Origin of the sequence: Pseudomonas sp. D4002 (assembly GCF_013385665.1) — a bacterium.
Classification (GTDB): domain Bacteria; phylum Pseudomonadota; class Gammaproteobacteria; order Pseudomonadales; family Pseudomonadaceae; genus Aquipseudomonas.
Genome location: NZ_JACAPN010000039.1, coordinates 26,222 through 49,288, shown reverse-complemented (window position 1 = coordinate 49,288; position 23,067 = coordinate 26,222). Strand labels below are relative to the sequence as shown.

Genomic DNA, 23,067 nt, shown 5'->3' with positions numbered 1-23,067 from the left:
CCAGGTTAGCCGTCCTGGGCCAAGGATGGCCCATGACGGCGGCCCACGGTCCAAAGCCGGAGTGAGGGCACACCGAGCCTAGGCGAGGTGCCGAGTGGTGGGGCAAGAGCGTTTTGCTTACTTTTGCGCTGTTCAAAAGTGAGCCGCTGTAAGAGCGGAACCATAAGTGGCCGTTACCTAAATAACGGATATACACCCAACCCCTGCGGGCTACTTCAAATTCCCACTCAAAAACTGCTGCAACCGCTCGCTCTTCGGATTACCCAGCACATCCTCCGGCGCACCCTGTTCCTCCACCAACCCCTTGTGCAAAAACAGCACCTGGCTCGACACCTTGCGCGCAAAGCTCATCTCATGGGTCACCATGATCATCGTCCGGCCTTCCTCAGCCAAACCCTGGATCACCTTCAACACCTCACCCACCAACTCCGGGTCCAGCGCCGAAGTCGGCTCGTCAAACAGCATCACCTCCGGCTCCATCGCCAGCGCCCGGGCAATCGCCACCCGCTGTTGCTGGCCACCCGACAAAAACGCCGGATATTGACCGGCCACCCGCGCCGGCAACCCCACCTTGTCCAGATACCGGCGAGCACGATCCTCGGCGTCCTTCTTGCTGCAACCCAGCACCCGGCGCGGCGCCATGGTGATGTTCTCCAGCACACTCATGTGGCTCCACAGGTTGAAATGCTGAAACACCATCGCCAACCGCGTACGCAGGCGCTGCAACTCAGCATCATCCGCCACGCGCATCCCATGGCGGTCACTGACCATGCGAATCTGCTGCCCATCCAGCGTCATCGCGCCATCATTGGGCTGTTCAAGAAAATTGATACAACGCAAAAAGGTACTCTTGCCCGAGCCACTGGCGCCGATCAAGCTGATCACATCACCGGTCCTGGCCTTGAGCGAGACACCTTTGAGCACCTCATTGTCGCCATAGCTTTTATGCAGGCCTTCAACGGTCAATTTGTACATGGGGCGTGCATCCTCAAGGCGAAAGTAGGTAGCCGCTGCGATAGGCTTCAGTGCCGGCGACATGGGCAATGACCATCCCGGCAGTGGCCATGCGCCGCAGCGAACGAGCGTAAAGCAGCCCGGCATTGCGGCAATGCACTGGCGTTACGCGGTCGGAAATGGGGTCGATGATTTCGGCGATCAGTTGCCCGGCGTCCACGTATTCCCCAGGCAGCGCGCTGAATACCAGCAAGCCGCCCACGGGTGTGGCCACCGGCTCGACGCCCGCCAGCGGTGTGGCGGGGTAGGGCAATTCCGGCAGCGGTGCCGGCTCGCCGCTGATTGCGCCGAAGTGAATCAGGTAATCGATGATCGCCTGGCAGTCGAGGCTGGCCAGGCCGTGGTTGACGTCGCCCTGGCCGCGCAACTCGACGGTGACGGAAAAGCTGCCCATCGGAATCGGGAAGCGCTCGCCAAACCGTTGTTGCAATTGCCACCACACCAGCGTGAAACACTCATCGAACGACTGCCCACCGGAATCGGTAGCCAACAGGCTGGCTTCCGAACCGATATAGCGCGCCAGCGGCTCCACCTGCGGCCACGCCTCGGGGGTGGTGTACAGGTGTGCAACGGCTTCGAAGTCGCAGTGCAGGTCCAGCACCATGTCGGCATCACACGCCAGGCGTTGCAGCACCAGGCGTTGGGATTCCAGTTGTGTGACGGGCGTTTGCGCCGCCAGGGCCATGGTCAGCGCATCGCGGATCAGTTCGACGTTGTGCGCAGGATCATCTCCCAGCAGGCCTTCGACTTGATTGCCAACCTCGTCGGACAGGTCGACAAACAGGCGGTTGAAGTTCTGCCCGCTTTCCAGCTCATAGCGGCCCAGGGGGATGTCCATCAACACCTGTTCCAGGCCGGTCGGGTTGGCGATCGGCACCAGCACGATCTCGCTGCGCAGGCGGCCGGCCGCAGCCAGCTCCGCCAGGCGCGCCTTCAAGTGCCAGGCCACCAGCATGCCCGGCAATTCGTCGGCGTGCAGTGACGACTGGATGTAGACCTTGCCTTCGGCCTGCTCCGGCCCGAAGTGGAAACTGTGGATTTGTCGCTCCGTGCCCGGCACCGGCGCCACAAGTGGATGAATCTGATGACGCATGAAGGCTCCTTAGTGGCTGGGGCCGAGAAAGGCCAGCCAGCGACGCTCCGCCAGACGAAACAGACCGACCAGGGCAAAGGTCACGGTCAGGTAGATCAGCGCAGCGATACCGAATGATTGAAAGGTCATGTAGGTGGCCGAGTTGGCGTCCCGGGCGACTTTCAGGATATCCGGGATGGTCGCGGTGAAGGCCACCGTCGTCGAGTGCAGCATCAGGATCACTTCATTACTGTAGTACGGCAGCGAGCGGCGCAGGGCCGACGGCATGATTACGTAGGCATACAGCTTCCAGCCGCTGAGGCCGTAGGCTTTCGCCGCTTCGACTTCGCCGTGGGCCATGCTGCGGATCGCCCCGGCAAAAATCTCCGTGGTGTAGGCGCAGGTGTTGAGGGCGAAGGCGAGAATCGTGCAGTTCATCGCATCACGAAAGAACGCGTCCAGCACCGGCTGCGCGCGAACCGCCGCGATGCTGTAGATCCCGGTGTAGCAAATCAGCAACTGGATATACAGCGGCGTGCCGCGAAACAGGTAGGTGTAGAACTGCACCGGCCAGCGCACCCAGCGATTGCGCGACACCCGCGCAATGGACAGCGGGATCGATACCAGGAAGCCGATGAAGATCGACGCGCTGAGCAGCCACATCGTCATGGCCAGCCCGGTGATGTGCTGGCCGTCGCTATAAAGGAAGGGGCGCCAGTATTGCTGGATAAGTTCGATCATCGCACTGCCTCCCGGGAGCCTGCGGAGTAGCGCCGTTCGAGGCGGCGCAGGACGAAGTTGGACGCGCTGGTGATCAACAGGTAGATAAACGCGGCGATCACCAGGAAATAGAACAGCTGATAAGTACTCTTGCCGGCATCCTGCGCGGCCTTGACCAGGTCGGCCAGGCCGATGATCGACACCAGGGCGGTGGCCTTGAGCATCACCATCCAGTTATTGCCGATGCCCGGCAGGGCGAAGCGCATCATCTGCGGGAAGGTCACGAAACGAAACCGCTGGCCACGCGTGAGGCCGTAGGCCGTGGCGGCCTCCAACTGGCCACGGGGCACGGCGAGGATCGCGCCGCGAAAGGTCTCGGTGAAATACGCACCGTAGATAAAGCCCAGGGTGATCACCCCGGCGCTGAATGGGTCGATCTCGATGTAGTCCCATTCCATAAAGTCGGTAAAGCTGGTCAGCCAGATTTGCAGGCTGTAGAAAATCAGCAGCATCAGCACCAGGTCGGGCACGCCGCGAATCAGGGTGGTGTAGATCTGCGCGGGAATCCGCAGGAACGGCAGGCTGGACAGTTTGGCGGTAGCCCCGAGCAGGCCAAGCAATACGCTGACGGCCAGGGAGAACACCGACAACTTGACGGTCATCCAGGTGCCTTGCAGCAACAGCGGGCCGAAACCCTTCAAGCTGAAGGCACTGAGCCCCAGGGTTTGCAAAAGATCTTCGAACATAAATCAGGACCTATGGCGATAAAAAAGCGCCCCTCCAGAGGAAGGGCGCCCCAGGCATTATTTGCCGCTGTACAGGTTCAGATCGCCAAAGTGTTTCTTCTGGATGGTGGCGTAGGTGCCATCATCGTGTAACGCTTTGATACCTTTATCCAACAAGGCCTTGAGGTCTTTGTTACCTTTTTTGATACCGACCGCAGTTTTGGACGGCAGCAGTGGATCGTCGATGGCCTTGCTGACTTCGTAGTCAGCACCGGCTGGCGACTTCAAAAAGCCCAGTTCGGCTTGCAGCATGTCCTGCACGGAAGCGTCCAGGCGGCCGGAAGTCAGGTCGGCGTACACCTGGTCCTGGTTGGCGTAGGCCTTGGTGGTGACACCGGCCTTGTCCAGTACGGCCTTGGCGTAGGCTTCCTGGATGGTGCCTTGCTCGTAGCCCACGTTTTTACCCTTCAGGGACTCAGGCGTGGAGAAGTTCGCGCCCTTTTTGAACACCAGTGAGGTTGGGCCGGAGAACAGCTCGTTGGAGAAGTCGATCGCCTTTTCACGGGCTTCGGTCACGGTCATCGAGGAAATCACGCCGTCAAACTTGTTGGCGTTGAGGCCTGGAATCATGCCGTCGAAATCACTTTCGACCCACTTGCACTTGACCTTCAGCTCGGCACAGATGGCATTGCCCAGGTCGATATCGAAGCCCACCAGGCTGCCGTCAGCGGCTTTAGACTCAAATGGCGCGTAGGACGGATCGACACCAAAACGCAATTCCTTGTATTCCTTGGCCAGCGCGGAACCGGCGGCCATGCACAGAGCCAGTGCAGAAAGGGTCAGCAATGCTTTTTTCATTATGTAATCCCTGGAAACCAAGATAAGCGCTTGTGGCGCGGTTAGGACTGTTACTGAACGGTGTCAGACCGGACTCAAGTAGCAATTTCTGCACCATAGTTCCGAATGGTCGTTTTAAAAGGTGAGATTAAGGAGTTGTGCCAGTAGGAAATGCCCGAAAATGGGCATTGATCAATCTATGCATTATTTTGGGGCGTGTGAGGTTTTCAAATGTGGGAGCGGGCTTGCTCGCGAAGGCGGTGGATCAGTCGGTACATGTATTGACTGACACACCGCATTCGCGAGCAAGCCCGCTCCCACATTGATCGGTGGCGTTCGTGAGAGACGTGTCAGGCCAGTAAATCCTGCAGGGTCGCCAGGTTGTCGGCTTCCTCGACGGCCTTGTCCTGGCGCCAGCGCAACATCCTCGGGAAACGTACCGCAATTCCGCTCTTGTGCCGCTTGGACAGGGCAATCCCTTCAAAACCCAGTTCAAACACCATGCTCGGCGTGACGCTGCTCACCGGGCCGAATTTCTCCACGGTGGTCTTGCGTACGATGGCGTCGACCTTGCGCATTTCTTCATCGGTCAGCCCCGAATACGCCTTGGCGAACGGCACCAACGTACGCTCAGTACCGGGCGGGCCGTCCCACACCGCAAAGGTGTAGTCGCTGTACAGGCTGGCGCGCCGGCCATGGCCGCGCTGGGCATAGATCAGCACGGCATCGACACTGAACGGGTCGACTTTCCACTTCCACCACACGCCCATGTCCTTGGTCCGGCCCACGCCGTAGAGCCCGTCCCGGGCCTTGAGCATCATGCCTTCCACGCCCAGGCTGCGAGACGCCTCACGCTGCTCTGCCAAGTCTTGCCAGCTATCGCCGATCAGCAATGGCGACGTGCGCAATGTTGGCTGGTCGCAGTCGCTGACCACCAGCTCCAGTTGCGCCCGGCGTTCGGCCTGGGTGTGGTTGCGCCAGTCTTCGCCGTGGTGTTCCAGCAGGTCATAAGCGAGCACGGCGACCGGCGCGTCTTCGAGGATTTTCTTGCCCAGGGTCTTGCGGCCAATGCGCTGTTGCAGCAGGGCGAAGGGTTGCACCGAGTCCTTCCACACCACGATTTCGCCGTCGATCACCGTGCCATCGGGCAGGCTGTTTTCCAGGTCATGAAGCTCCGGAAAGCGCTCGGTGACCAGTTCTTCGCCCCGAGACCAGACCCACAAGCGGCCTTCGCGCTTGACCAGTTGTGCGCGGATACCGTCCCACTTCCATTCCACTTGCCAGTCAGCAGGGGAGCCGAGCAAGGCATCGAACTGCTCCACCGGCTGGGCCAGGCCATGGGCCAGGAAAAACGGATAAGGCTGCCCGCCACGCTGGGCGTGTTCGTCGGACGATTCGGCGGCAATCAGCTTCAAGTAGCCTTCGGCCGTCGGACGGTTCGACAGGTCGGTGTAGCCCACCAGCCGCTGGGCCACGCGTTTGCTGTCCAGCCCGGCCATGGCGGCCAGGGCGCGGGTGACCAGCAACTTCGACACACCGACCCGGAAGCTGCCGGTGATCAGCTTGATGCAGAGCATCAGGCTCGGCTGATCCAGCTGTGCCCACAACGCGGGCAGGCGTTCTGCCAGTTCTTCTGGCGGCAGGCCACGCAAGGGCAGGAGTTTTTCTTCCAGCCACACGGCCAGACCATCGTCCGAGGTGTGGGGCGATTCCGGTAACAGCAGCGAAATGGTTTCCGCCAGGTCGCCTACCGACTGATAACTTTCTTCGAACAGCCACGGCTCAATGCTCGCGGCTTCGGTGGCCATGTCCCGCAGCAACCGGGTGGGTACTAGTTGTCGGGGCCGGCCGCCGGATAAAAAGTACACCGCCCATGCCGCATCTTCCGCGGGCGCCTGTAGGAAATAAGCCTGCAAGGCGGCGAGCTTGGCGTTGCTGGAGGTGGTGGCGTCGAGGTTGGCGTACAGCTCGGCGAAGGCTTTCATGACGTGGCCTCCTCTTCGTCATCGCCGTATTCGGTGGTGAATCCCTGGGCATCCAGGCCCTTTTCCCGCAGATGCCTGACCAATACGCCCACAGAACCGTGGGTGACCATTACCCGCTCGGCACCGGTTTGCTCAATGGCCCATAACAGTCCGGGCCAATCGGCGTGGTCCGAGAGCACAAAGCCGCGATCCACGCCGCGCCGCCGCCGGGTGCCGCGCAGGCGCATCCAGCCGCTGGCGAAGGCGTCGCTGTAGTCGCCGAAGCGGCGAATCCAGGTGCTGCCACCGGCAGAGGGCGGGGCGATGATCAGGGCCTGGCGCAACAAAGGGTCGGTCTTTTTGAAGTCGCCGGCGTAGAGGGTTTCAGGGATATAGATGCCAGCTTCGCGGTACACCCGATTCAAGGGTTCGACCGCGCCATGGCTGAGGATCGGGCCGATGCTGGCGTCGATGCCGTGGAGAATCCGCTGGGCTTTGCCGAAGGAATAACAGAACAACACGCTGGCCTTGCCGGCGGCGATATTGGCCTGCCACCAGTCGTTGATCCCGGCAAAAATCTGCGCCTGGGGCTGCCAGCGGTAGATCGGCAGGCCGAAGGTCGATTCGGTGATAAACGTATGGCAGCGCACCGGTTCGAACGGCGCGCAGGTGCCGTCGGGCTCGACTTTATAGTCGCCGGAGGCGACCCAGACTTCACCCTGGTATTCCAGGCGCACCTGGGCGGAGCCGAGGACATGGCCGGCGGGGTGGAAACTCAAGGTGACGCCGTGGTGGCGCAGGCTTTCGCCGTAGGCCAGGGTTTGCAGGTTGATGTCCTGGCCGAGGCGCGAGCGCAGGATACCTTCGCCGGGGGCGGCGGCCAGGTAGTGTTGGTTGCCGGTGCGGGCGTGGTCGCCGTGGGCGTGGGTGATGACCGAACGTTCCACCGGGCGCCAGGGGTCGATGTAGAAATCCCCGGCGGGGCAGTAGAGGCCTTCGGGCCGGGCGATAACAAGGTCCATGGGCGTGCCGTGGAGGTGGGCTTGTTAATTATGAGGCGAGGGCGGGTGGAGAAGTTCTATCGGAATGCATGCAATCAAATGTGGGAGCTGGCTTGCTGTGGTGAGGGGGCTTGTCCCCCGTCGGGTTCACCACAGATTGATGGGGCTGCTTCGCAGCCCAACGCGGGGCAAGCCCGCTCACCACAGCAAGCCCGCTCCCACATTTTGATCCGGTTGAGGCTGGGAAACCGGGTTACTTGCCCGGCACCAGCGTCAACCGCGTCTTCCCGTACACCCCGTCAAAGTTCTGCGGCTGCATCGGGAAGCTCAGGTATTGCGCCTTCAGCCACGGGTCGATGCCATTGGCATAGTTCGGGCTGGCCGGGTTGCCGGATTGGCCGATGCCGCTTTGGCCCATCATCGGTTCCGCCAGGCCGAAGTCGACAATCATCCGCAGCGCCGGCACCTGGGTCGTGTCGAAACTCTGGCCCCAGCTATACGGTGCGCTGTTCAGGGTGTTGTGATCGCCGCCCGCGGCCAGTGGGCCGCGAATGGCCTGGCCGCTGGTGTTCTTCCAGGTGTAGCTGTGCAGTTTGCCCCACTGCCAGGCCTTGTGATCGGCGCCCAGCGCGCTGTCGCCTGCGGTGATCGCGGCGGCCAGGCTACGGGCGAGGATCGCCGGCTTGTCGGTTTTCTGCCCGGTGCGGGCGTCATTCCAGAACGGGCTGTCTTCGCGCCCCAGCAGGTGGTCGGCCACCGCCGAGTACGACAGGTTGGCGTTACCGATAAAGGCTTTCCAGGTGGCGCTGTTTTCCGGACCGAGTTCGTCGAGGAAAATCTGCTTGGCGCTTTCCTGCAGGAACAACTCATAAATCGCCGCGTCGGCGGAGGTGGATGCCAGCCGACCGTCGAAGGCCATCAGGCGGCCCAGTGCTTCCCGCGCCTTGGCCTGGTCTGCCACCGGCAATCCATCGATCGCCTGTTTCAGCGGCTGGGCCATGCCCGGCGCCTGGAACATGCTCTTGAGCTTGGCGGCGAACGTGGTGGTCTGGTCGTACTGCATGGCAATCATGCTGCGGCTGTCATGCTTGCCGCTGCCGGCCAGTTGCGCGATACGTTCGGCGCGTTCCGGCGCGGCCCACGAGTTGGACAGTTGCATGCCGTAGCCACGGGGAATGGTGCGCTGGTTGGCCGTGCCGATCCAACCCTGGGCCGGGTCCTGATCGTAGGGGTGCAGCATCGCATCGGCGTAGCCATCCCAGTCGAAACGCCCGTCCCAGCCCGGCGATGGCACCAGGCCTTCGCCTTCACGGCGGTTGGGGAACCGCCCGGTCACTTGCCAGCCAATGCTGCTGGCGTCGGCGAAGACCATGTTCAAGGCAATTGCGCGAATTTCCCGGGTGGCGTCAGACGCTTTACCGGCGGTTTGCGCACGGGACAGGTCGAAGAACGCGTCCAGGCTCTTGTCGTCCTTGAAATCGGCGGTTTGCAACGCCAGGCCGTAGCCGCTGGTCAGCGACTGGGCACTGTTGAGCAGCGGCCCGTGGCGGGTTTCGTACACCGCTTCGCGAATCGGCCGCTGGCCCTTGGCGAAGTAGGTTTCATTGCGCACGATGGCGGGCAGCCATTTGCCGTTGTTTTCGTAGTACAGCGCGTTGCCCTGGCGCTTGACCTTCTCCAGGAATACGTCCTGGGTGTCACCCGAGACCTGGCTCATGCTCCAGGCCACCTTGCCGTTGAAGCCGGAAAGCAGGGTTGGCAAACCGGCGATGGACACACCGGCGGCCTGGTATTTCGGCGAGCGGATCTGCACGTAGTTCCACAGCGACGGGGCCTGCATCGAGGTCGACAGGTCATTGGCCAGCAGGCTCTTGTTGCTGCGGCTGCGCTGCGGGCCGATCGCCCAGTTGCTGGAGCTGGACGTGCCCAGGGTGTTGAGGGTGCCGAGGTGCTCGCTGAGGCTGGTCAGCGCAGCGAGGCCCGGGATCTGGCCCAGGTTGATGCCCTTGAGCTTGTCGGACTCGGCCACTGGCAGCGGTTCATCCGGGTAGCTCGGGGTCAGCCAGGCGAGTTTTTCGGCACCGACTTTTTGCGCGAGCACCAATGACGACAGCTCTTCCTGCAAGTTGGTCGATTCGCTGAAATTCAGCAGGCAGAACAGCAGCGCCGAATCTTCCGGCTTCCAGTATTCAGGCTTGTAGCCAGTCTGGGCCAGGTCTGGCGGCAGCTTGTCGCGGTAGCGGAACAGGTAGGCGTTGACCCCGCGCGCATACACCTCAAAGAAGCGCTTGAGGCGCGGCGACGAGGCGTTATAAAGCTCGCCGGCGCTTTTGCGCAGGTTGACCGCCCGCATGAAACGGTCGACATCCAGCACATCCGGCCCGGACATTTCCGCCAGGCGGCCCTGGGCCAGCAGGCGCAGGGCGACCATCTGGGTGATGCGGTCGCTGGCGTGCACGTAGCCCAGGGTGAACAGCGCATCGTGGAAGGTGCTGCTTTCAATCAGCGGGATGCCCTGGCTGTTGCGGCGCACCGAAACGTTCTGCGCCAGGCCCTTGATCGGCTGTACGCCGGAAACCGGAGGCAGGGTGTCTTGGGTGCTCTGTAACTGGCAACCGGCCAGGCCCAAGGCACTGGCAATTGCCGCGGCAACGCCGAACCGGGGAAGAAAGTGTGAGAGGGCTGGCGAGGCCATGGCAAAGCTCCTGCGGGGGGTAGCGTCAGTAAAGGCGCTACGTTAGTGAGCGCGGCGAAACGACGCAAGCGGGAGGCGATGCTTATTTCAGGATTTGCGTAAGGTTTCCAGTCGGGCACAAATCAGTGTGGGAGCAGGCTTGCTCGCGAATGCGGTGTATCAGCTAAAAGAGTTGTGGCTGATCCACCGCATTCGCGAGCAAGCCCGCTCCCACATTTTGATCCCGTTGACCTTCAGGATTTTGGCGGATTGACCTTCTGCACCAGCTCATAGGCACGCACCGTCGCCGGGCGTTGCTTGATGTGGTTGAACCAGCGTTCTACATGTGGGAAGTCTTCCAGCTTCTGGCTCTGCCACTTGTGGGAAACGATCCACGGGTAGATCGCCATGTCGGCAATGCTGTATTCCTCGCCGGCCACGAACGTGCGGTCGGCCAGGCGCCGGTCCAGCACGCCATACAGGCGGGCGGTCTCATCCACATAGCGTTTGATCGCGTAGGGAATCTTTTCCGGGGCGAACTGGCTGAAGTGGTGATTTTGGCCGGCCATCGGCCCCAGGCCACCCATTTGCCAGAACAGCCATTGCAGCGCTTCCTGACGACCACGCAGGTCCTGGGGAATGAACTTGCCGGTTTTTTCCGCGAGGTACAGCAGGATCGCACCGGATTCGAACAGGGAAATCGGCGCGCCGCCGTCGGTCGGGTTCTGATCGACGATGGCCGGGATGCGGTTATTGGGGGCGATCTTCAGGAAGTCGGGCTTGAACTGATCGCCCTGGCCGATGTTGATCGGGTGTACCTCGTAAGGCAGGCCGGCTTCTTCCAGGAACAACGACACTTTGTGACCGTTGGGGGTGGTCCAGTAATACAGGTCGATCATGAAGCTCTCCAAGGGTGGTGATGCTTGAGCGAATGCCTGTAGGTATAGGTGATGTTAGGGTGACGAAAATTCAATGAAACATTTGGGTCTATCGATATGGAAATTCGTGCGGGCGCAGCGTTGATTCTGATTGACCAGCAAAAAGGCATTCACCATCCCAGGCTGGGACGGCGCAATAATCCGCACGCCGAGGCGCGCATGCAGGCGTTGCTGGCGCATTGGCGGCGCGAAGGCTGGCCGGTGATTCATGTGCAGCATCTGTCTCATTCGCCGGAATCGGTGTTCTGGCCGCAGCAGTCGGGGGTGGAGTTTCAGGATGCATTTATTCCGCAGGCGGGTGAGCAGTTGATCCAGAAACGGGTGCCGGACGCATTTTGTGGGACGGGGCTGGAAGCGAGGTTGCATGAGGCCGGGCTTCGGCAAGTGGTGCTGGTGGGCGTGGCCACCCATAACTCGGTGGAGGCCACGGCCCGCAGTGCCGGCAACCTGGGGTTTGAGACGTGGGTTATCGAAGATGCCTGCTACACCTTCGACAAGGCGGACTTTTTCGGGCAGATGCATTCGGCGCAGGCGGTACATGCCATGTCGTTGGGCAACCTGCACGGCGAGTACGCCACAGTGATTTCCTCCAAACAGTTGCTGGAGTGACCGTTGTGGCGAGGGAGCTTGCTCCCGCTGGACCAGGCTGGAGCTCCAGTGCGAAGCGCTCCCGAGTGCCTCACCTCAGTCCGCCTGAAGACGCGCGTGCACAGATTTTGGGGCTGCTACGCAGCCCAACGGGAGCAAGCTCCCTCGCCACAGAGGATCTAAGCCACCGCGCCGTCCACCAACACCTGCAACGTTTGTTGTGAGCATCGCTCGATGCGTACCCGCACACCATAGACTTCGGCAAACAGCGCCGTATCCAGCACGTCATCCGCCGCGCCACTGGCGTACAGCCGGCCCTGGCGCAGCACCGCGATATGGTCGGCATAGCGCGCCGCGAGGTTGATGTCGTGCAGCACCACCACGGCGATCAGGTTGTGTTCCCGCACCAGGTCGCGCACGCAATCCATGACCTTCAACTGGTAGTTCAAGTCCAGCGCACTGGTGGGTTCATCCAGCAGCATCACCTGTGGCCGGCGCGCAATCAGTTGCGCCAGGCTGACCAGTTGCCGCTGGCCGCCGGATAATGTGCTCAATAGCTGATCCGCCAGATGAGCGATGCCAATCCTTTGCAACGCATCAAAGGCCTCGCGCATGCACGCGTCGCTTGAAAGCGCAATGCCCTCGACGTTCGCCACCCGCAGCGCGGCGATCACGCTTTCCATCACACTCAGGCTCAAGCCCGGCGGAAGGTTTTGCGGCATATAGGTCACACGCCGGGCGCGGTCACCGACGGACATTTTCGTCAGGTCCAGGTCACCCAATCTGACAACGCCCTGCATCTTTTCCAGCCCCGCCACCGCCCGCAGCAACGTCGACTTGCCCGCACCGTTCGGCCCGATCAACGCGGTCAGGCTGCCGTGGGCCAAGGTTGGCAAACTCAGGTCATGCACAATCTGGCGCCGGCCATAGCTGACCTGGGCGTTCTGAATCGACAGCCCGCTGCTCATAACTGCCTCCCGCGCTTGAACACCAGCAACACGAAAATCGGCACGCCCACCAGCGCGGTGACGATACCCACGGGTACGATCACCCCGGGCATGATCAGCTTGCTGGCGATGGATGACAGCGACAACAGTAACGCGCCGACAAGCGCGCTGGCCGGCAGCAGGAAGCGCTGGTCTTCACCCACCAGAATCCGCGCGATGTGCGGACCCACCAGGCCGATAAATCCGATGGTTCCCACAAACGCCACGGCGGTGGCCGACAGCAGGCTGATACGCAACAACGAGAAAAACCGCAGGCGCTTCACATCGACACCGAAGCTTTGCGCGCGGTCTTCGCCCATGCGCAACAGGGTCAGGCGTGGCGCGGCCGCGAAGGAAAAGGGCATGACCACGGCGACCACCAACGCGAGGATGCCCAGCTTGTCCCAGTTGGCCCGGGTCACGCTGCCCAGGGTCCAGAACACCAGTTGTTGCAGCACATCTTCGGTGGCGACCAGTTGCAACAGGGCGACCACCGCGTTGCAACTGAACACCAGGGCAATCCCGAACAGCACCAGGCTTTCCACCCCGGCACCGCGCAGGCGCGACATGGCTTGCAGCAAAAAGACCGAGGCGGCGGCAAACACAAAGGCTGAAATGGAAATCGCCGTATTGACCGACACCCACAGCGTCGTCACCGGAAACACAATCACCAGGGACGCGCCCAACGCCGCCGCCGAGGAAACCCCCAGGGTGAATGGACTGGCGAGCGGGTTGTTAAGGATCGCCTGCATCTCGGCGCCCGCCAGCGACAGCGCGCAACCGACCAACACCGCCATCAAGGCGTAGGGCAGGCGCACGTTCCAGATGATCACCTGGTCGGTGGCGCTCAGGTGGGCCGGGTGCAGCAAGCCATCGAGCAGGGCGCCAAGGCCCATGCCCGACGGGCCGCTGGCCAGGTCCACGAGGATCGCGCACATCAGCGCGCCACCCAGCAGGGCCAGCAGCCAGCAACGACGCGCGAGCAGGCGGCGATAGCCTTGGCTGGCGGTGGCGAGGTCGAGGGTTTGAGTGGTCATTGGATTCGCAGCCTTGAAAACGACGAAAATCCCTGCCGGTACACGGTCAGTGTGGGAGCTGGCTTGCCTGCGATGGCGTTGGTGAATCCAACACCGCTATCGCAGGCAAGCCAGCTCCCACAGGAACCGTGTCCAGGCAGGGAATGGGTTGTGAGCCTTAGTTACTTGGCCTTGCCATCAATCCAGTAAGCACCCTGCAGCGGCATGCCGAGGAACTGTTGGTTCATCGCTTCCATGGTCGCCTTGGGATCCAGCTTGGCGAACAATTCCGGATGCACCCACTTGGCCAGCGCTTCAATCGCCAGCAGGTTGTACGGCGAGTTGTAGAAGTCATGCCACAGACCGTGGGAATTGCCCTCACGAATCGCCCGAAGGTTCACAAACTCAGGGCGGGCCAGCACGGCGTCAAACGCGGCACGCGCGTCTTCGTTGCTCACGCCAGCACCCAGAATCAACCCGGGCTTGTGATTGCCGGTGGCCACATACACATCCGGGTCAGACTTCAGCGCGTACTCGACACTGATATCTCCCAGCGCCCCCGGCACCACGTCGGCGGCGATGTTGCGCCCGCCCACCAGCTTGATCACTTCACCCATGCCGCTCTTGCCAGTGGTGTGCCCCGGTGCCTGCCAGGCGCCGGCGAGCAATTCCAGGAACACGCTCGGGCGCGGCCCGGCCGGCAAGGTGGCGACGGCGTCGGTGATCACCTTGATGTGCTGGTCATAAAAGTCGAGGAACGCCTTGGCCTGGGTTTCCCGGCCCAGGGCCTGGCCCAGGGCGGTCATGCTGGCGTGGGTGCCTTGCACCGGGTTGATGCGGAAGTCGACGAACAACACTGCAATGCCCGCCTTGGCCAACACGTCCGCCACCGGGCTGTGTTCAGTCGGGCCATGGCCGGAAATGCTGAACACCGCCAGGTCCGGTTTCAGCGAAAGAATTTCCTCGGCGCTGACGCTTTGCTCCGACGCCTGGCCAATCAGCGGAATGTCTTTTACCGTCGGAAATTTCGCCACGTAGGCGTTATAGGTGTGGGCGTCCAACAGTTTCAAGTCATTCTGCCAGCCGACAATCCGTTGGAATGGCGCGTCCTTGTCCAGCAAGGCAAAGGCCGAAATCAGCCGGCCTTCGCCGAGCACCACGCGCTGCACGTGGTCTGGCACTTCGACCTTGCGGCCCAGCACGTCGGTGACTTCATGGGCGGCGGCGGTTTCGGCGTGGCCGAGGATCAGCACGGCAAACAGCGCGCCCAGCTTGAGGAAGTTGCGGGGTTTCAACATGGCGAGAACTCCAGGTGAAGGCGGCGCATCAGACATCGCTCCAGCGCCGCAAAAGGTTGTGATAGGCGCCGCTCAGTTGCAGCAATGCGTGGTCGTCGGCGTGTTGCGCGGTGAGGCGTTGAATCGCCACGTCCATGTCCAGCAGCAGTTGGCGCTGGCTGTCTTCGCGCACCAGGCTTTCGATCCAGAAGAAACTGGCGATGCGCTCGCCGCGGGTGACCGGGTTGATCTTGTGCAAACTGCTGCCGGGATAAATCAGCAGGTGCCCGGCGGGCAGCTTCACCGCGTGCTCGCCGAAGGTGTCGCGGATCACCAGTTCGCCGCCGTCGTAGCTGGCCGGATCAGCCAGGAACAAGGTGGCGGAGATGTCGGTGCGCACCCGTTCGCGCACACCCTTGAGGCCGCGAATCGCATTGTCGATATGCCAGTCGAAGGCTTCGCCGCCGCTGTAGCGGTTGAACAGCGGCGGGTAGATTTTCTTCGGCAGGGCGGCGGACATGAACAGCGCGTTGTCCGACAGCCGCGACAGAATCTGCTCACCCAGGCGAATCGCTACCGGCGCGTCTTCCGACAGCTGCCGGTTGTTTTTCGCCATGGCCGAGCGTTGCCCGGCAGTGACCTTGCCGTCGACCCACGGTTGATCGAGCAGGGTGGCGACGGCCACCGCGACTTCTTCGGCACTCAACAGGCCGGGGATTTCGATCAGCACGGCTTAAAACTCATAGTCGACACTGGCGGTGAGCGTGCGCCCGGCGCCCGGAATGCCGTAGAGCTGGAAGCCGTCCAGGGACGCGCCGATCTGGCTGTAGTAGAACTTGTTAAACACGTTGTTCAGGTTGAGGTTGACCGTGGTTTGCCTGGTCACTTTGTATTGCGCAGCCACGTTGTTGAGCCAGTAGCCGGGGGCCTTTTCGTGGTCACGGGTGTAGATCGCGTACACGCCGGACGGGCCGGTGGCGTAGCTGCTGTTGTTGTTCAGGCCGCCGACGTATTTGTTGTCGCTGTAGCGGCGGCGTCCTACGTATTGCGCGCCGTAACTCAGGCTCAGGTCGTCGGTGACGGCGTAGGTGGTCCACAGGTTGGCGGTCAGGTCGGGAACGTTCTTGGCTTCCTCGCCTTTGTTGGCCCCTTTGGTCTGGGTGCTTTTCAGCGCGGAGAACCCGCTGTACACCGTCCAGCGCGGGCTGATATTGCCTTGCAGGCCCAGTTCCACACCGTCTACGCGCTTGGCGGGGAGGGCGCGTACCGGAGCGCTTTCGCCGTCCTGGTATTCCCAGGAGTTGTCCAGTTCTGTGCGGAAGATCGCGGCGGTGACGTTCAGCAGGTCGTGGGCAATGTCCCACTTGGTGCCGATCTCGTAGGTCTTCGACTTGGCCGGGGTGTAGTTGCTGGTGCTCGCGGCGCCGTAGATCTGGTTGTTGGTCGACGCGCCCAGGGCTGACGGTTGTGCCGCTTCGCTGTAGGACACGTAGATGCTGCCGTTAGGCAACGGCTTGTACACCGCGCCGACCCGGCCGCTCACGGCACCGTCGGTGCTGTCGATGGACGCTTGGCCACGCTGGGTGGTTTTGGCCTGCCAGTTGTCGTAGCGCAGGGAGCCGAGCACTTGCCACTGTTCATTCAGGGTGACGGTATCGCCCAGGTAGATGCCGGCGTTGTCGATCACTGAGCGTGGCTGGCCTTCACCCTTGGTCACTTCGTTGCTGGCGAAGCTGTGGTTCGGGTCGTTCATGTCGAAGAACAGGTCGCCGGCTGGCACTTCGGCGTTGCGTTTCAGGCCGCCGTAGGTCTCGTGATAGAACTCGAGCCCGCTGACCACCGCGTGTTCCAGCCCGCCGGTATTGAGCTTGAAGGCGAAGTCGGTCTGGTTGTCGAGGATGGTATAGCGCGTCGACTGGCCGAAGTCGCTCCCTCGCAAAATACCGTAGGCGGTGTTACCGCTGTTGGCGTATCCCGGGTAGGCATTTACCGTGCTGCCGGGCACTTGGCTGATCGGTCCTACGCCGGTGTAGCCCAAGGTCGCACAGCGCGTGCCGGTGCAGGTTTTTTGGCCATTGCCGTTGGCGGCGAAGAAGCGCGCGGGCGAGAGCACCGCGAAGTTGTCGGTACGCTCCCACTTGGTCTGGTTCTTCAGGGTCGCTTCGTTCCAGTCGAAATCATGCTCGAAGCGGGTGGTCAGCGAAGTGGTTTTGGTCTGCTGGGTGTACAGGTGCGAGTCGCCATACCAGTTGGAGCGCTTGACTCCCGGCATGCGGTCGCCGTCGGTGCCGCGCTGGATCGGCACACCGCCGTCCGGCGTGTTGTCGTCCTTCTGGTAGAAGGTGTCGATAAACAGGCGGGTGTCGGTGCCCAGGCCGAAGCCGAGGGAGGTCGCGATGCCCCAGCGGTCGTAGTCCACGTCGTCACGCTCGGCCACCTGGTTGTAGTGCTTCATCAGGTTGATGCGCAGGGCGGTGGTGTCATTCAGTTGTTGGTTGAAATCGCCGGTGAGGCGGCGGTAGCTGTCGGTGCCGATGCCGGCCGAGAGTTTGTTGGCATCCCCCAGATGCGCCTCTTTGCTCACCAGGTTGACGCTGCCGCCTACCGCGGAAACGCCGGATTCGATCGAGCCGGTGCCCTTGAACACTTCTGCCTGTTGCAGGTTGAAGGTGTCGGTGCGGGTCGATTGGCCGGCATCGCGCACACCGTCGACGGTCAGGCTCTGCTCCGAGGAAAACCCGCGAATCGAAAACAGGTCGCCCCAGCCCAGGTTGCCTTCGCCGGACATGAAGGTGATGCCCGGCACGTTGCGCAACACTTCCTGCAAGGTCTGCGCGTTTTGCTCCTTGAGCACTTGCTGCGGGACGATGGTTACGCTTTGCGGGGCATCAAGCAGCGGCTGGCTGATTTTTGCCGAGGTCACCCGGTCGACTTTAAAGGCGGAAGTGGCTTCACCGTCGATCTTGATTTCCGGCAGGCTCAGCACTGAATCATTCGACGCCGCCACCGGCGCATCGGCCCAGGCGGTGGGAGAAACGCTGCCGGCGGCAAGCAGGCCGAACATCGGCGCAAGGGTAGATTGCAGCGACAGGGCGCGCGGGGTAGGCAATGGCATTCGGAGTGACCTAGGCTAAATTACAATTAATCTCATTTAGATTCGGTAGTCTAAAGACCGATACCGGCCGCCATGCCGTGGCTTTGTAATGTGGATGCGTGATTACCGCTTCCCACAACATTCCATTACATTTGCGCGTACTCCTGGCTGAAGTTTCGGCTATCTCCTGCCTTTTGAGTTTCGGACGAATTGCCCCATGGCCAAGCAAGACCACCTGCTGATCGTTGATGACGACCCGCAAATCCGCCAATTGCTGTGCGACTACCTGAGTGACGCCGGCTTCCAGGTGTCCACCGCCGGCGACGGCAAGGAAATGCGCCGCCGCCTGGCGCTGAATGTCATCGACCTGATCGTCCTCGACCTGATGTTGCCCGGCGAAGACGGCCTGAGTTTGTGCCGCGAATTGCGCGTCAGCTCCAACACGCCGGTGATCATGCTCACCGCCAAGGGCACGCTGATCGACCGGATCGTCGGCCTGGAAATCGGCGCCGACGATTACCTGCCCAAGCCGTTCGACCCGCGGGAGTTGCTGGTGCGGATCAAGGTGGTGCTGCGCCGGGTGCAGAGTTTTCCGGACCGGGCGCGGCTCGATGAAGCACCGAGCATCAGCTTTGCCGGCTGGCAGCTGGACACCCGGGCCCGCCAATTGCTTTCGCCGGAAGGCGTGGTGGTCAGCCTCGGCAACTCCGATTACCGGGTGTTGCGCCTGTTGTTGCAGCATCCCAACCGGCCGCTGAGCCGCGACTTTTTGCTCAACCACGTGTTCGACAAAGACAGCACGCCGTTCGACCGCTCGATTGATGTGTGCGTCAGCCGACTGCGCTCGCAGTTGCCGGCCGGTTTGATCAAGACCGTGCGCAACGAGGGTTACATGCTCACCGCCGACGACGTGGCGCTGCAATCGTGAAACTGCTGCCGCGTTCGCTGTTCGGCCGGCTGGTGCTGATTCTGGTCAGCGGCATGCTCGCGGCCCAGGCCCTGACCAGCAGCATCTGGTACGACATGCGCCACGGCCAGGTGCTGGAAATCCCCAGCCGGCTGATCGCCACGCGGCTGGCGGACGTGGTGCGGCTGGTACACAGCGATCCGGCGCAGGCGGATCTGCTGATCAAGCTGCTTGATACGCCGCGCTTTCGCCTGACCCTGAGTGACCAGGCCAGTGATGTGACAAGCAGCATCAGCGACAGCGACCAGGCCACCGAGCGCTTGCTGAATAAAGTGCTCTCGGAGAAAACCGGCTACACCCAGAACCTGCATCTGTTGAGCCTCAAGTTGCTGGATGCCGAGGGCCAGCATGCCGGGCTGTCGACTCTGCTCAGCTCCAGGCCTGTGGTGGGGCAATTCCTGATTGACCTGCGTTTGCCGGACGGGCGCTGGCTGCAGGTGCAGGCCACCGAAGAACAAGGCTGGACCAGTACTTCGCCGATGGACTTGCTGTTCGATTACGTGATGCGCATTTATCTGCTGCGGGTATTGGTGCTGGTGATCATTGCCCTGGTGGCGGTGCGCCTGGCCATTCGCCCGCTCAACGCCCTGGCCAAGGCTGCCGAAGCCTTGGGCCGGGACATCCAGCGGCCACCGCTGGCCCTCGATGGGCCCACCGAAGTGCGCCGTGCCGCCCAGGCGTTCAACGCCATGCAGCAGCGGCTGATCGCCAATATCGCCGAGCGCACGCGCTTCCTGGCGGCGATTTCCCACGACCTGCGCTCGCCCATTACGCGCCTGCGGTTACGTACGGAAATGCTCGACGACAACCGCACCAAAGAACGTTTTCGCAGCGACCTGGAAGAAATGGAGCACATGGTTTCCAGCACCCTGGACTTCGTCAGCAGCGGCGAAATCAACGAGAAGCGCCAGAACATCGACATCAACGCCTTGCTGCAAAGCTTGCAGGCGGACCTGCAGGACGTGGGCGAGACGGTGACGATAGAAGGGCGGGCCAAACAGCCATTGCCGGGGTATGCCCGCAGTCTCAAGCGTTGTGTGCAGAACCTGCTGGAGAACGCGGTGCGTTATGGCTCCGAGGTGGTGGTGCGGGTAGAGGACAAGGCGGACAGCTTGAAGATCGTCATCAGCGACCGTGGGCCGGGGATTCCCCAGGAGCAACTGGAACAGGTGATGGAGCCGTTTTACCGGGTGGAAGGCTCACGCAATGTGGAAACCGGTGGTTACGGGCTGGGGTTGAGTATCGCGCATACGATCGCCAGTGCCCATGACGGGCGGTTGAGCTTGAGCAATCGGGAGGGTGGGGGATTGGAAGTGGTGTTGGAGTTTCAGCGCAAATCCTGGCCTTGAAATACAGGCTAAATGTGGGAGCGGGCTTGCTCGCGAAAGCGGTGTATCAGTAACAGAGAGGTTGACTGACACTGCGCTTTCGCGAGCAAGCCCGCTCCCACATTTGGATGTGCAGTGTTTCGAGAATCGGGTTTCTTAACTCAAGCCCCGTGGCACTTCTTGAATTTCTTCTCGCTGCCGCACGGGCAAGGATCGTTACGACCCACGTCCTTCAACGTATTGCGCACCGGCTCCTGGTGAGCGTGGCCGCAGTTCGGGCCGTGGACATGGCCGTGGTCGTGATCATGATGATCGTGATCGTGGTTGCAGTCGGGACCATGGACATGGGGTTGCTGAGTCATCGATGTCGCTCCGGAATAAAATCGCCGGGGATTATCTCGCCATTGCGCAACACCTGCACGTCGTTCCCGATAAATAAACCGGTTTTCAACTCGCCTTCAAGACGATAGGGCACGGGATCGCGCGGATTTTTCAGCATGTCGACCACATCGCGGATCTGCGGCCACAGGTTGGTGCGCACCGATACCCGGAAAAAAGCGTGGCTGTGGGGTGGCACGGTCAGCCATTCGTTGGACTCGCCTTCGGTCAGCACCATCGTGCCGAGGCTGACCTTGTAAACCAGGCCGCGTACGGTCAGGTCGTTGTCGTCACGGTTATCCACGCGGAAATACAGCTTGAACTTCTGCTCCAGCAACTTGACCCGCACCGGATCGATCTTGACCAGTCGCACCTCGGGGGCGGGCGTATCGTCGGCGAACCACGACGCGCAGCCGGAGAGCCCCAGCATCAATGCCAGCAGAAGGCTGTAAGTCCTGAATACCCGCGCCTGAGAAACCATGCCGTTACTCCGTGTGAAGAGTCAGCATAGCAAGCGAGAGCCTGTCGGGTATCAATGAATGTCAGAGGTAGCCGGAACAGCACTTCTTGAATTTCTGCCCGCTGCCACACACGCAGGCGTCATTACGCCCGGCCTTCACGTCCACCGTCGGGTCGATAAAGTACCAGTGCTCATTGTTCTGTACGAAAGATGAGCGCTCGCGGTGGCTGTGTTCGCCGGTGCTGTCATGCCAGCGAGCGGTAAAGGTCACGAAGGCGTGTTCCGGCTGGCCGCCGAACACCTCGGAGCTTTCCACTGAAAGGCCCAGCCAGGTGCTTTGGGCGCTCCAGGCGCCGATGGCGGTGGTGTCCAGCCCGGCTTGCTGCGCAGGCAGGGTGGTGGCCACCAGGTAGTCCACCAGGCCCAGCACATAGGCGCTGTAGCGCGAACGCATCAACGCTTCGGCGCAGGGGGCCGGGTGGCCGGCGTGATAATGACCGCAGCAGGCATCCAGCAGGTTGCCGCTGCCGCAGGGGCAAATGGATGTACTCATCGGGTTACCACCAATACTTTCCAAAATTTTGCGGGTTGGCCCAGAAGCGGGCGTTCAGCCAATCCGGCACCTGTTTATAGTCAAGCAGATCATAGGTAAACAGCGTCAAAACCTGATCGTCGCGCTGGAAACGCTCGCTGGCTTGCAGGGCCAGGGAGAAGAAATCGGTGTCTTTCCAGTGGCAGGCCTCCAGGTCCACCAGCACCGCAATGCGACTGGCATTGAGGTTGCGAATGCCCCCCAGCAAGGTCAGGCCCGCAGGTTTTGACAGGTGTTCCAGGCAACCGACCACCAGCGCCAGGTCAAAACGCTGGGCCGCGAGGTCGGTGGGCAAGGGGCCGGGCTCGGCGAAGGACACCACGGTATCCGGGTGTTCTTCCTTAAAGGCATCCAGCGCCGGGAACTGGCTGGCGCCCAATAACAGCAGGCGTTTGGGCGCGTGAAGATCAAGCAGCGCAGCGAGCGCTTGCTGGGGTGTACGGGAAGAAATACCGGCAGTCATCGAAGATCCTCACATCAGGACCGTAGAGACTAGCCTGCCTGAGCGTGCGGGCCTAGAGCGGGCGGCGAGAATAAACCGCTCGGCCCAATGAATACTGGGGTGTGACACGCTGGCGCAGATGAAAAGAGCCGTCTTTACTCCACTCGTCGGCCCCCGCCGATCCCCTCAGGAGAAAGTCAGATGAGCATCATGCGGACAGCTCTACCCTTGGTTCTGCTAACCGGAGTATTGACAGGTTGCGCAGGCTTGCAAAAAACCGACTGGCCCACCTGTGCCGCCGTCGGCGGTGTGACCGGTGCTGCCATTGGTGCGACCCAAAGCTCGTCCTATGCAGGCTACGGCGCACTGCTGATTGGCGGCATGGCTGGCGCCTATTGCTGGGTGCATGGCGACGGTGACGAGGACGGCGATGGCGTACCGGACAGCCGCGACAAGTGCCCTGGCACGCCAAAAGGCGTGCAGGTCGACGCCAATGGCTGCCCTCCGGTGCCGGTAGCGGTGGTTCAAGAGGAAGTGGTGGTGGTCAAGGAAGAAACCATCGTGATTCGTGACGTGCACTTCGAGTTCGACTCCGCGAAGCTCACGGCTGCCGACAAAACCAAGCTCGACGTGATTGCCACCCGCCTGAAAAAAGAGGCCCCGAGTGCGCAGCTGCGCGTCAGCGGGCATACCGACAGTGTCGGTAAAGATGCCTACAACCAGAAACTCTCTGAACGACGCGCTCATTCGGTGACCGACTACCTGGTCAGTTCCGGCATCCCGCGCAGCAGTTTTGTCTCCGTGACCGGCGCCGGCGAAAGCCACCCCGTAGCCGATAACAAAACCGCTGATGGCCGCGCGCTGAACCGCCGCGTGGAAATCCAGATCAACCGCTGACCCCGCCTCAAGGCCCCTGTGGAATCCCCAGGGGCCCCTTCATCAATTTTTTAATCCTTCACTGGCACAACGCCTGTAGAAGTCGTTACTGTGCGCC

General features: G+C 61.6%; 22 protein-coding genes. 4 read left to right on the top strand and 18 right to left on the bottom strand.

The features are described 5' to 3' along the window. Positions 1 to 210: 210 nt before the first annotated feature. The 9 genes from HX824_RS25025 to HX824_RS24985 all read right to left on the bottom strand — a co-directional run bounded on the left by HX824_RS25025 (position 211) and on the right by HX824_RS24985 (position 10,906). Positions 211 to 975 (bottom strand): ABC transporter ATP-binding protein, encoded by a 765-nt coding sequence (locus HX824_RS25025; protein WP_008432141.1) that lies wholly within the window; start codon positions 973 to 975, stop codon positions 211 to 213. 13 nt (positions 976 to 988) lie between these two features. Continuing rightward, the gene (locus HX824_RS25020; RefSeq protein WP_003209530.1) at positions 989 to 2,107 is read right to left on the bottom strand and encodes a succinylglutamate desuccinylase/aspartoacylase family protein; all 1,119 of its coding nucleotides are present in this window, start codon (positions 2,105 to 2,107) and stop codon (positions 989 to 991) included. Between the two features lie 9 nt (positions 2,108 to 2,116). Then, positions 2,117 to 2,827, bottom strand: coding sequence for an ABC transporter permease (locus HX824_RS25015; protein ID WP_003209532.1), 711 nt, complete (start codon positions 2,825 to 2,827; stop codon positions 2,117 to 2,119). After that, positions 2,824 to 3,552, bottom strand: a complete 729-nt coding sequence (locus tag HX824_RS25010; RefSeq protein ID WP_008432134.1) for an ABC transporter permease — start codon at positions 3,550 to 3,552, stop codon at positions 2,824 to 2,826. The genes HX824_RS25015 and HX824_RS25010 overlap by 4 nt, the downstream gene beginning before the upstream one ends. Before the next feature lie 57 nt (positions 3,553 to 3,609). Beyond that, positions 3,610 to 4,389 carry a transporter substrate-binding domain-containing protein gene (locus tag HX824_RS25005; RefSeq protein ID WP_177055272.1) on the bottom strand — a complete coding sequence of 260 codons (780 nt, stop codon included), beginning with the start codon at positions 4,387 to 4,389 and terminating at the stop codon, positions 3,610 to 3,612. Between the two features lie 329 nt (positions 4,390 to 4,718). After that, positions 4,719 to 6,353, bottom strand: a complete 1,635-nt coding sequence (locus HX824_RS25000) for an ATP-dependent DNA ligase (protein WP_177037041.1) — start codon at positions 6,351 to 6,353, stop codon at positions 4,719 to 4,721. Next, on the bottom strand, positions 6,350 to 7,354 hold the full coding sequence (locus HX824_RS24995; protein WP_008432130.1) for a ligase-associated DNA damage response exonuclease: 1,005 nt from the start codon (positions 7,352 to 7,354) through the stop codon (positions 6,350 to 6,352). Before HX824_RS24995 ends, HX824_RS25000 begins: the two co-directional genes overlap by 4 nt. Before the next feature lie 232 nt (positions 7,355 to 7,586). Next, positions 7,587 to 10,028 (bottom strand): penicillin acylase family protein, encoded by a 2,442-nt coding sequence (locus HX824_RS24990; RefSeq protein WP_177055271.1) that lies wholly within the window; start codon positions 10,026 to 10,028, stop codon positions 7,587 to 7,589. Positions 10,029 to 10,261: 233 nt separating this feature from the next. Next, the gene (locus tag HX824_RS24985; RefSeq protein WP_003213676.1) at positions 10,262 to 10,906 is read right to left on the bottom strand and encodes a glutathione binding-like protein; all 645 of its coding nucleotides are present in this window, start codon (positions 10,904 to 10,906) and stop codon (positions 10,262 to 10,264) included. Positions 10,907 to 11,002: 96 nt separating this feature from the next. On the opposite strand from HX824_RS24985, the gene HX824_RS24980 reads away from it, so the two are divergent. After that, on the top strand, positions 11,003 to 11,554 hold the full coding sequence (locus HX824_RS24980; RefSeq protein WP_134325841.1) for a cysteine hydrolase family protein: 552 nt from the start codon (positions 11,003 to 11,005) through the stop codon (positions 11,552 to 11,554). Positions 11,555 to 11,712: 158 nt separating this feature from the next. Here the strand turns inward: HX824_RS24980 and HX824_RS24975 are convergent, their stop codons facing one another. From HX824_RS24975 to HX824_RS24955, 5 genes are all read right to left on the bottom strand, one after another. Further along, a complete protein-coding gene (locus HX824_RS24975) occupies positions 11,713 to 12,501 on the bottom strand; it encodes an ABC transporter ATP-binding protein (RefSeq protein WP_134325842.1) in 789 nt (262 codons plus the stop codon). Next, positions 12,498 to 13,556, bottom strand: a complete 1,059-nt coding sequence (locus tag HX824_RS24970; RefSeq protein ID WP_087694269.1) for an iron ABC transporter permease — start codon at positions 13,554 to 13,556, stop codon at positions 12,498 to 12,500. Before HX824_RS24970 ends, HX824_RS24975 begins: the two co-directional genes overlap by 4 nt. Positions 13,557 to 13,717: 161 nt before the next feature. Beyond that, entirely contained in the window at positions 13,718 to 14,833 is a 1,116-nt protein-coding gene (locus HX824_RS24965; protein WP_177055270.1) for an ABC transporter substrate-binding protein, read from the bottom strand. A gap of 28 nt (positions 14,834 to 14,861) precedes the next feature. Then, positions 14,862 to 15,542, bottom strand: coding sequence for a Fe2+-dependent dioxygenase (locus HX824_RS24960; RefSeq protein ID WP_102606219.1), 681 nt, complete (start codon positions 15,540 to 15,542; stop codon positions 14,862 to 14,864). A 3-nt stretch (positions 15,543 to 15,545) separates the two neighbouring features. Continuing rightward, positions 15,546 to 17,927 (bottom strand): TonB-dependent siderophore receptor, encoded by a 2,382-nt coding sequence (locus tag HX824_RS24955; protein ID WP_102606218.1) that lies wholly within the window; start codon positions 17,925 to 17,927, stop codon positions 15,546 to 15,548. Between the two features lie 196 nt (positions 17,928 to 18,123). Between HX824_RS24955 and HX824_RS24950 the strand changes: the two genes are divergently transcribed. After that, positions 18,124 to 18,834 (top strand): response regulator, encoded by a 711-nt coding sequence (locus HX824_RS24950; protein WP_003213692.1) that lies wholly within the window; start codon positions 18,124 to 18,126, stop codon positions 18,832 to 18,834. After that, a complete protein-coding gene (locus HX824_RS24945) occupies positions 18,831 to 20,222 on the top strand; it encodes an ATP-binding protein (RefSeq protein ID WP_177055269.1) in 1,392 nt (463 codons plus the stop codon). Before HX824_RS24950 ends, HX824_RS24945 begins: the two co-directional genes overlap by 4 nt. 140 nt (positions 20,223 to 20,362) lie before the next feature. Here HX824_RS24945 and HX824_RS24940 read toward each other — a convergent pair whose 3' ends face one another. The 4 genes from HX824_RS24940 to HX824_RS24925 form a co-directional block, all read right to left on the bottom strand. Then, positions 20,363 to 20,563, bottom strand: a complete 201-nt coding sequence (locus HX824_RS24940) for an SEC-C metal-binding domain-containing protein (RefSeq protein ID WP_003213695.1) — start codon at positions 20,561 to 20,563, stop codon at positions 20,363 to 20,365. Next, positions 20,560 to 21,060 (bottom strand): LEA type 2 family protein, encoded by a 501-nt coding sequence (locus tag HX824_RS24935; RefSeq protein WP_177029449.1) that lies wholly within the window; start codon positions 21,058 to 21,060, stop codon positions 20,560 to 20,562. The genes HX824_RS24940 and HX824_RS24935 overlap by 4 nt, the downstream gene beginning before the upstream one ends. A gap of 61 nt (positions 21,061 to 21,121) precedes the next feature. Further along, entirely contained in the window at positions 21,122 to 21,592 is a 471-nt protein-coding gene (locus HX824_RS24930; protein WP_177009888.1) for a YchJ family protein, read from the bottom strand. 4 nt (positions 21,593 to 21,596) lie between these two features. Continuing rightward, a complete protein-coding gene (locus HX824_RS24925; protein ID WP_177055268.1) occupies positions 21,597 to 22,094 on the bottom strand; it encodes a DUF6231 family protein in 498 nt (165 codons plus the stop codon). Positions 22,095 to 22,274: 180 nt separating this feature from the next. Between HX824_RS24925 and HX824_RS24920 the strand changes: the two genes are divergently transcribed. Beyond that, complete coding sequence (locus HX824_RS24920; protein ID WP_008432103.1) at positions 22,275 to 22,970, top strand: OmpA family protein; 696 nt, start codon at positions 22,275 to 22,277, stop codon at positions 22,968 to 22,970. Positions 22,971 to 23,067: the final 97 nt, after the last annotated feature.

Excerpts from the sequence above, each read along its gene's own strand:
- HX824_RS25025 (WP_008432141.1), bottom strand. The coding sequence starts at position 975 with ATGTACAAATTGACCGTTGAAGGCCTGCATAAAAGCTATGGCGACAAT.
- HX824_RS25020 (WP_003209530.1), bottom strand. The coding sequence starts at position 2,107 with ATGCGTCATCAGATTCATCCACTTGTGGCGCCGGTGCCGGGCACGGAG.
- HX824_RS25015 (WP_003209532.1), bottom strand. The coding sequence starts at position 2,827 with ATGATCGAACTTATCCAGCAATACTGGCGCCCCTTCCTTTATAGCGAC.
- HX824_RS25010 (WP_008432134.1), bottom strand. The coding sequence starts at position 3,552 with ATGTTCGAAGATCTTTTGCAAACCCTGGGGCTCAGTGCCTTCAGCTTG.
- HX824_RS25005 (WP_177055272.1), bottom strand. The coding sequence starts at position 4,389 with ATGAAAAAAGCATTGCTGACCCTTTCTGCACTGGCTCTGTGCATGGCC.
- HX824_RS25000 (WP_177037041.1), bottom strand. The coding sequence starts at position 6,353 with ATGAAAGCCTTCGCCGAGCTGTACGCCAACCTCGACGCCACCACCTCC.
- HX824_RS24995 (WP_008432130.1), bottom strand. The coding sequence starts at position 7,354 with ATGGACCTTGTTATCGCCCGGCCCGAAGGCCTCTACTGCCCCGCCGGG.
- HX824_RS24990 (WP_177055271.1), bottom strand. The coding sequence starts at position 10,028 with ATGGCCTCGCCAGCCCTCTCACACTTTCTTCCCCGGTTCGGCGTTGCC.
- HX824_RS24985 (WP_003213676.1), bottom strand. The coding sequence starts at position 10,906 with ATGATCGACCTGTATTACTGGACCACCCCCAACGGTCACAAAGTGTCG.
- HX824_RS24980 (WP_134325841.1), top strand. The coding sequence starts at position 11,003 with ATGGAAATTCGTGCGGGCGCAGCGTTGATTCTGATTGACCAGCAAAAA.
- HX824_RS24975 (WP_134325842.1), bottom strand. The coding sequence starts at position 12,501 with ATGAGCAGCGGGCTGTCGATTCAGAACGCCCAGGTCAGCTATGGCCGG.
- HX824_RS24970 (WP_087694269.1), bottom strand. The coding sequence starts at position 13,556 with ATGACCACTCAAACCCTCGACCTCGCCACCGCCAGCCAAGGCTATCGC.
- HX824_RS24965 (WP_177055270.1), bottom strand. The coding sequence starts at position 14,833 with ATGTTGAAACCCCGCAACTTCCTCAAGCTGGGCGCGCTGTTTGCCGTG.
- HX824_RS24955 (WP_102606218.1), bottom strand. The coding sequence starts at position 17,927 with ATGCCATTGCCTACCCCGCGCGCCCTGTCGCTGCAATCTACCCTTGCG.
- HX824_RS24950 (WP_003213692.1), top strand. The coding sequence starts at position 18,124 with ATGGCCAAGCAAGACCACCTGCTGATCGTTGATGACGACCCGCAAATC.
- HX824_RS24940 (WP_003213695.1), bottom strand. The coding sequence starts at position 20,563 with ATGACTCAGCAACCCCATGTCCATGGTCCCGACTGCAACCACGATCAC.
- HX824_RS24935 (WP_177029449.1), bottom strand. The coding sequence starts at position 21,060 with ATGGTTTCTCAGGCGCGGGTATTCAGGACTTACAGCCTTCTGCTGGCA.
- HX824_RS24930 (WP_177009888.1), bottom strand. The coding sequence starts at position 21,592 with ATGAGTACATCCATTTGCCCCTGCGGCAGCGGCAACCTGCTGGATGCC.
- HX824_RS24925 (WP_177055268.1), bottom strand. The coding sequence starts at position 22,094 with ATGACTGCCGGTATTTCTTCCCGTACACCCCAGCAAGCGCTCGCTGCG.
- HX824_RS24920 (WP_008432103.1), top strand. The coding sequence starts at position 22,275 with ATGAGCATCATGCGGACAGCTCTACCCTTGGTTCTGCTAACCGGAGTA.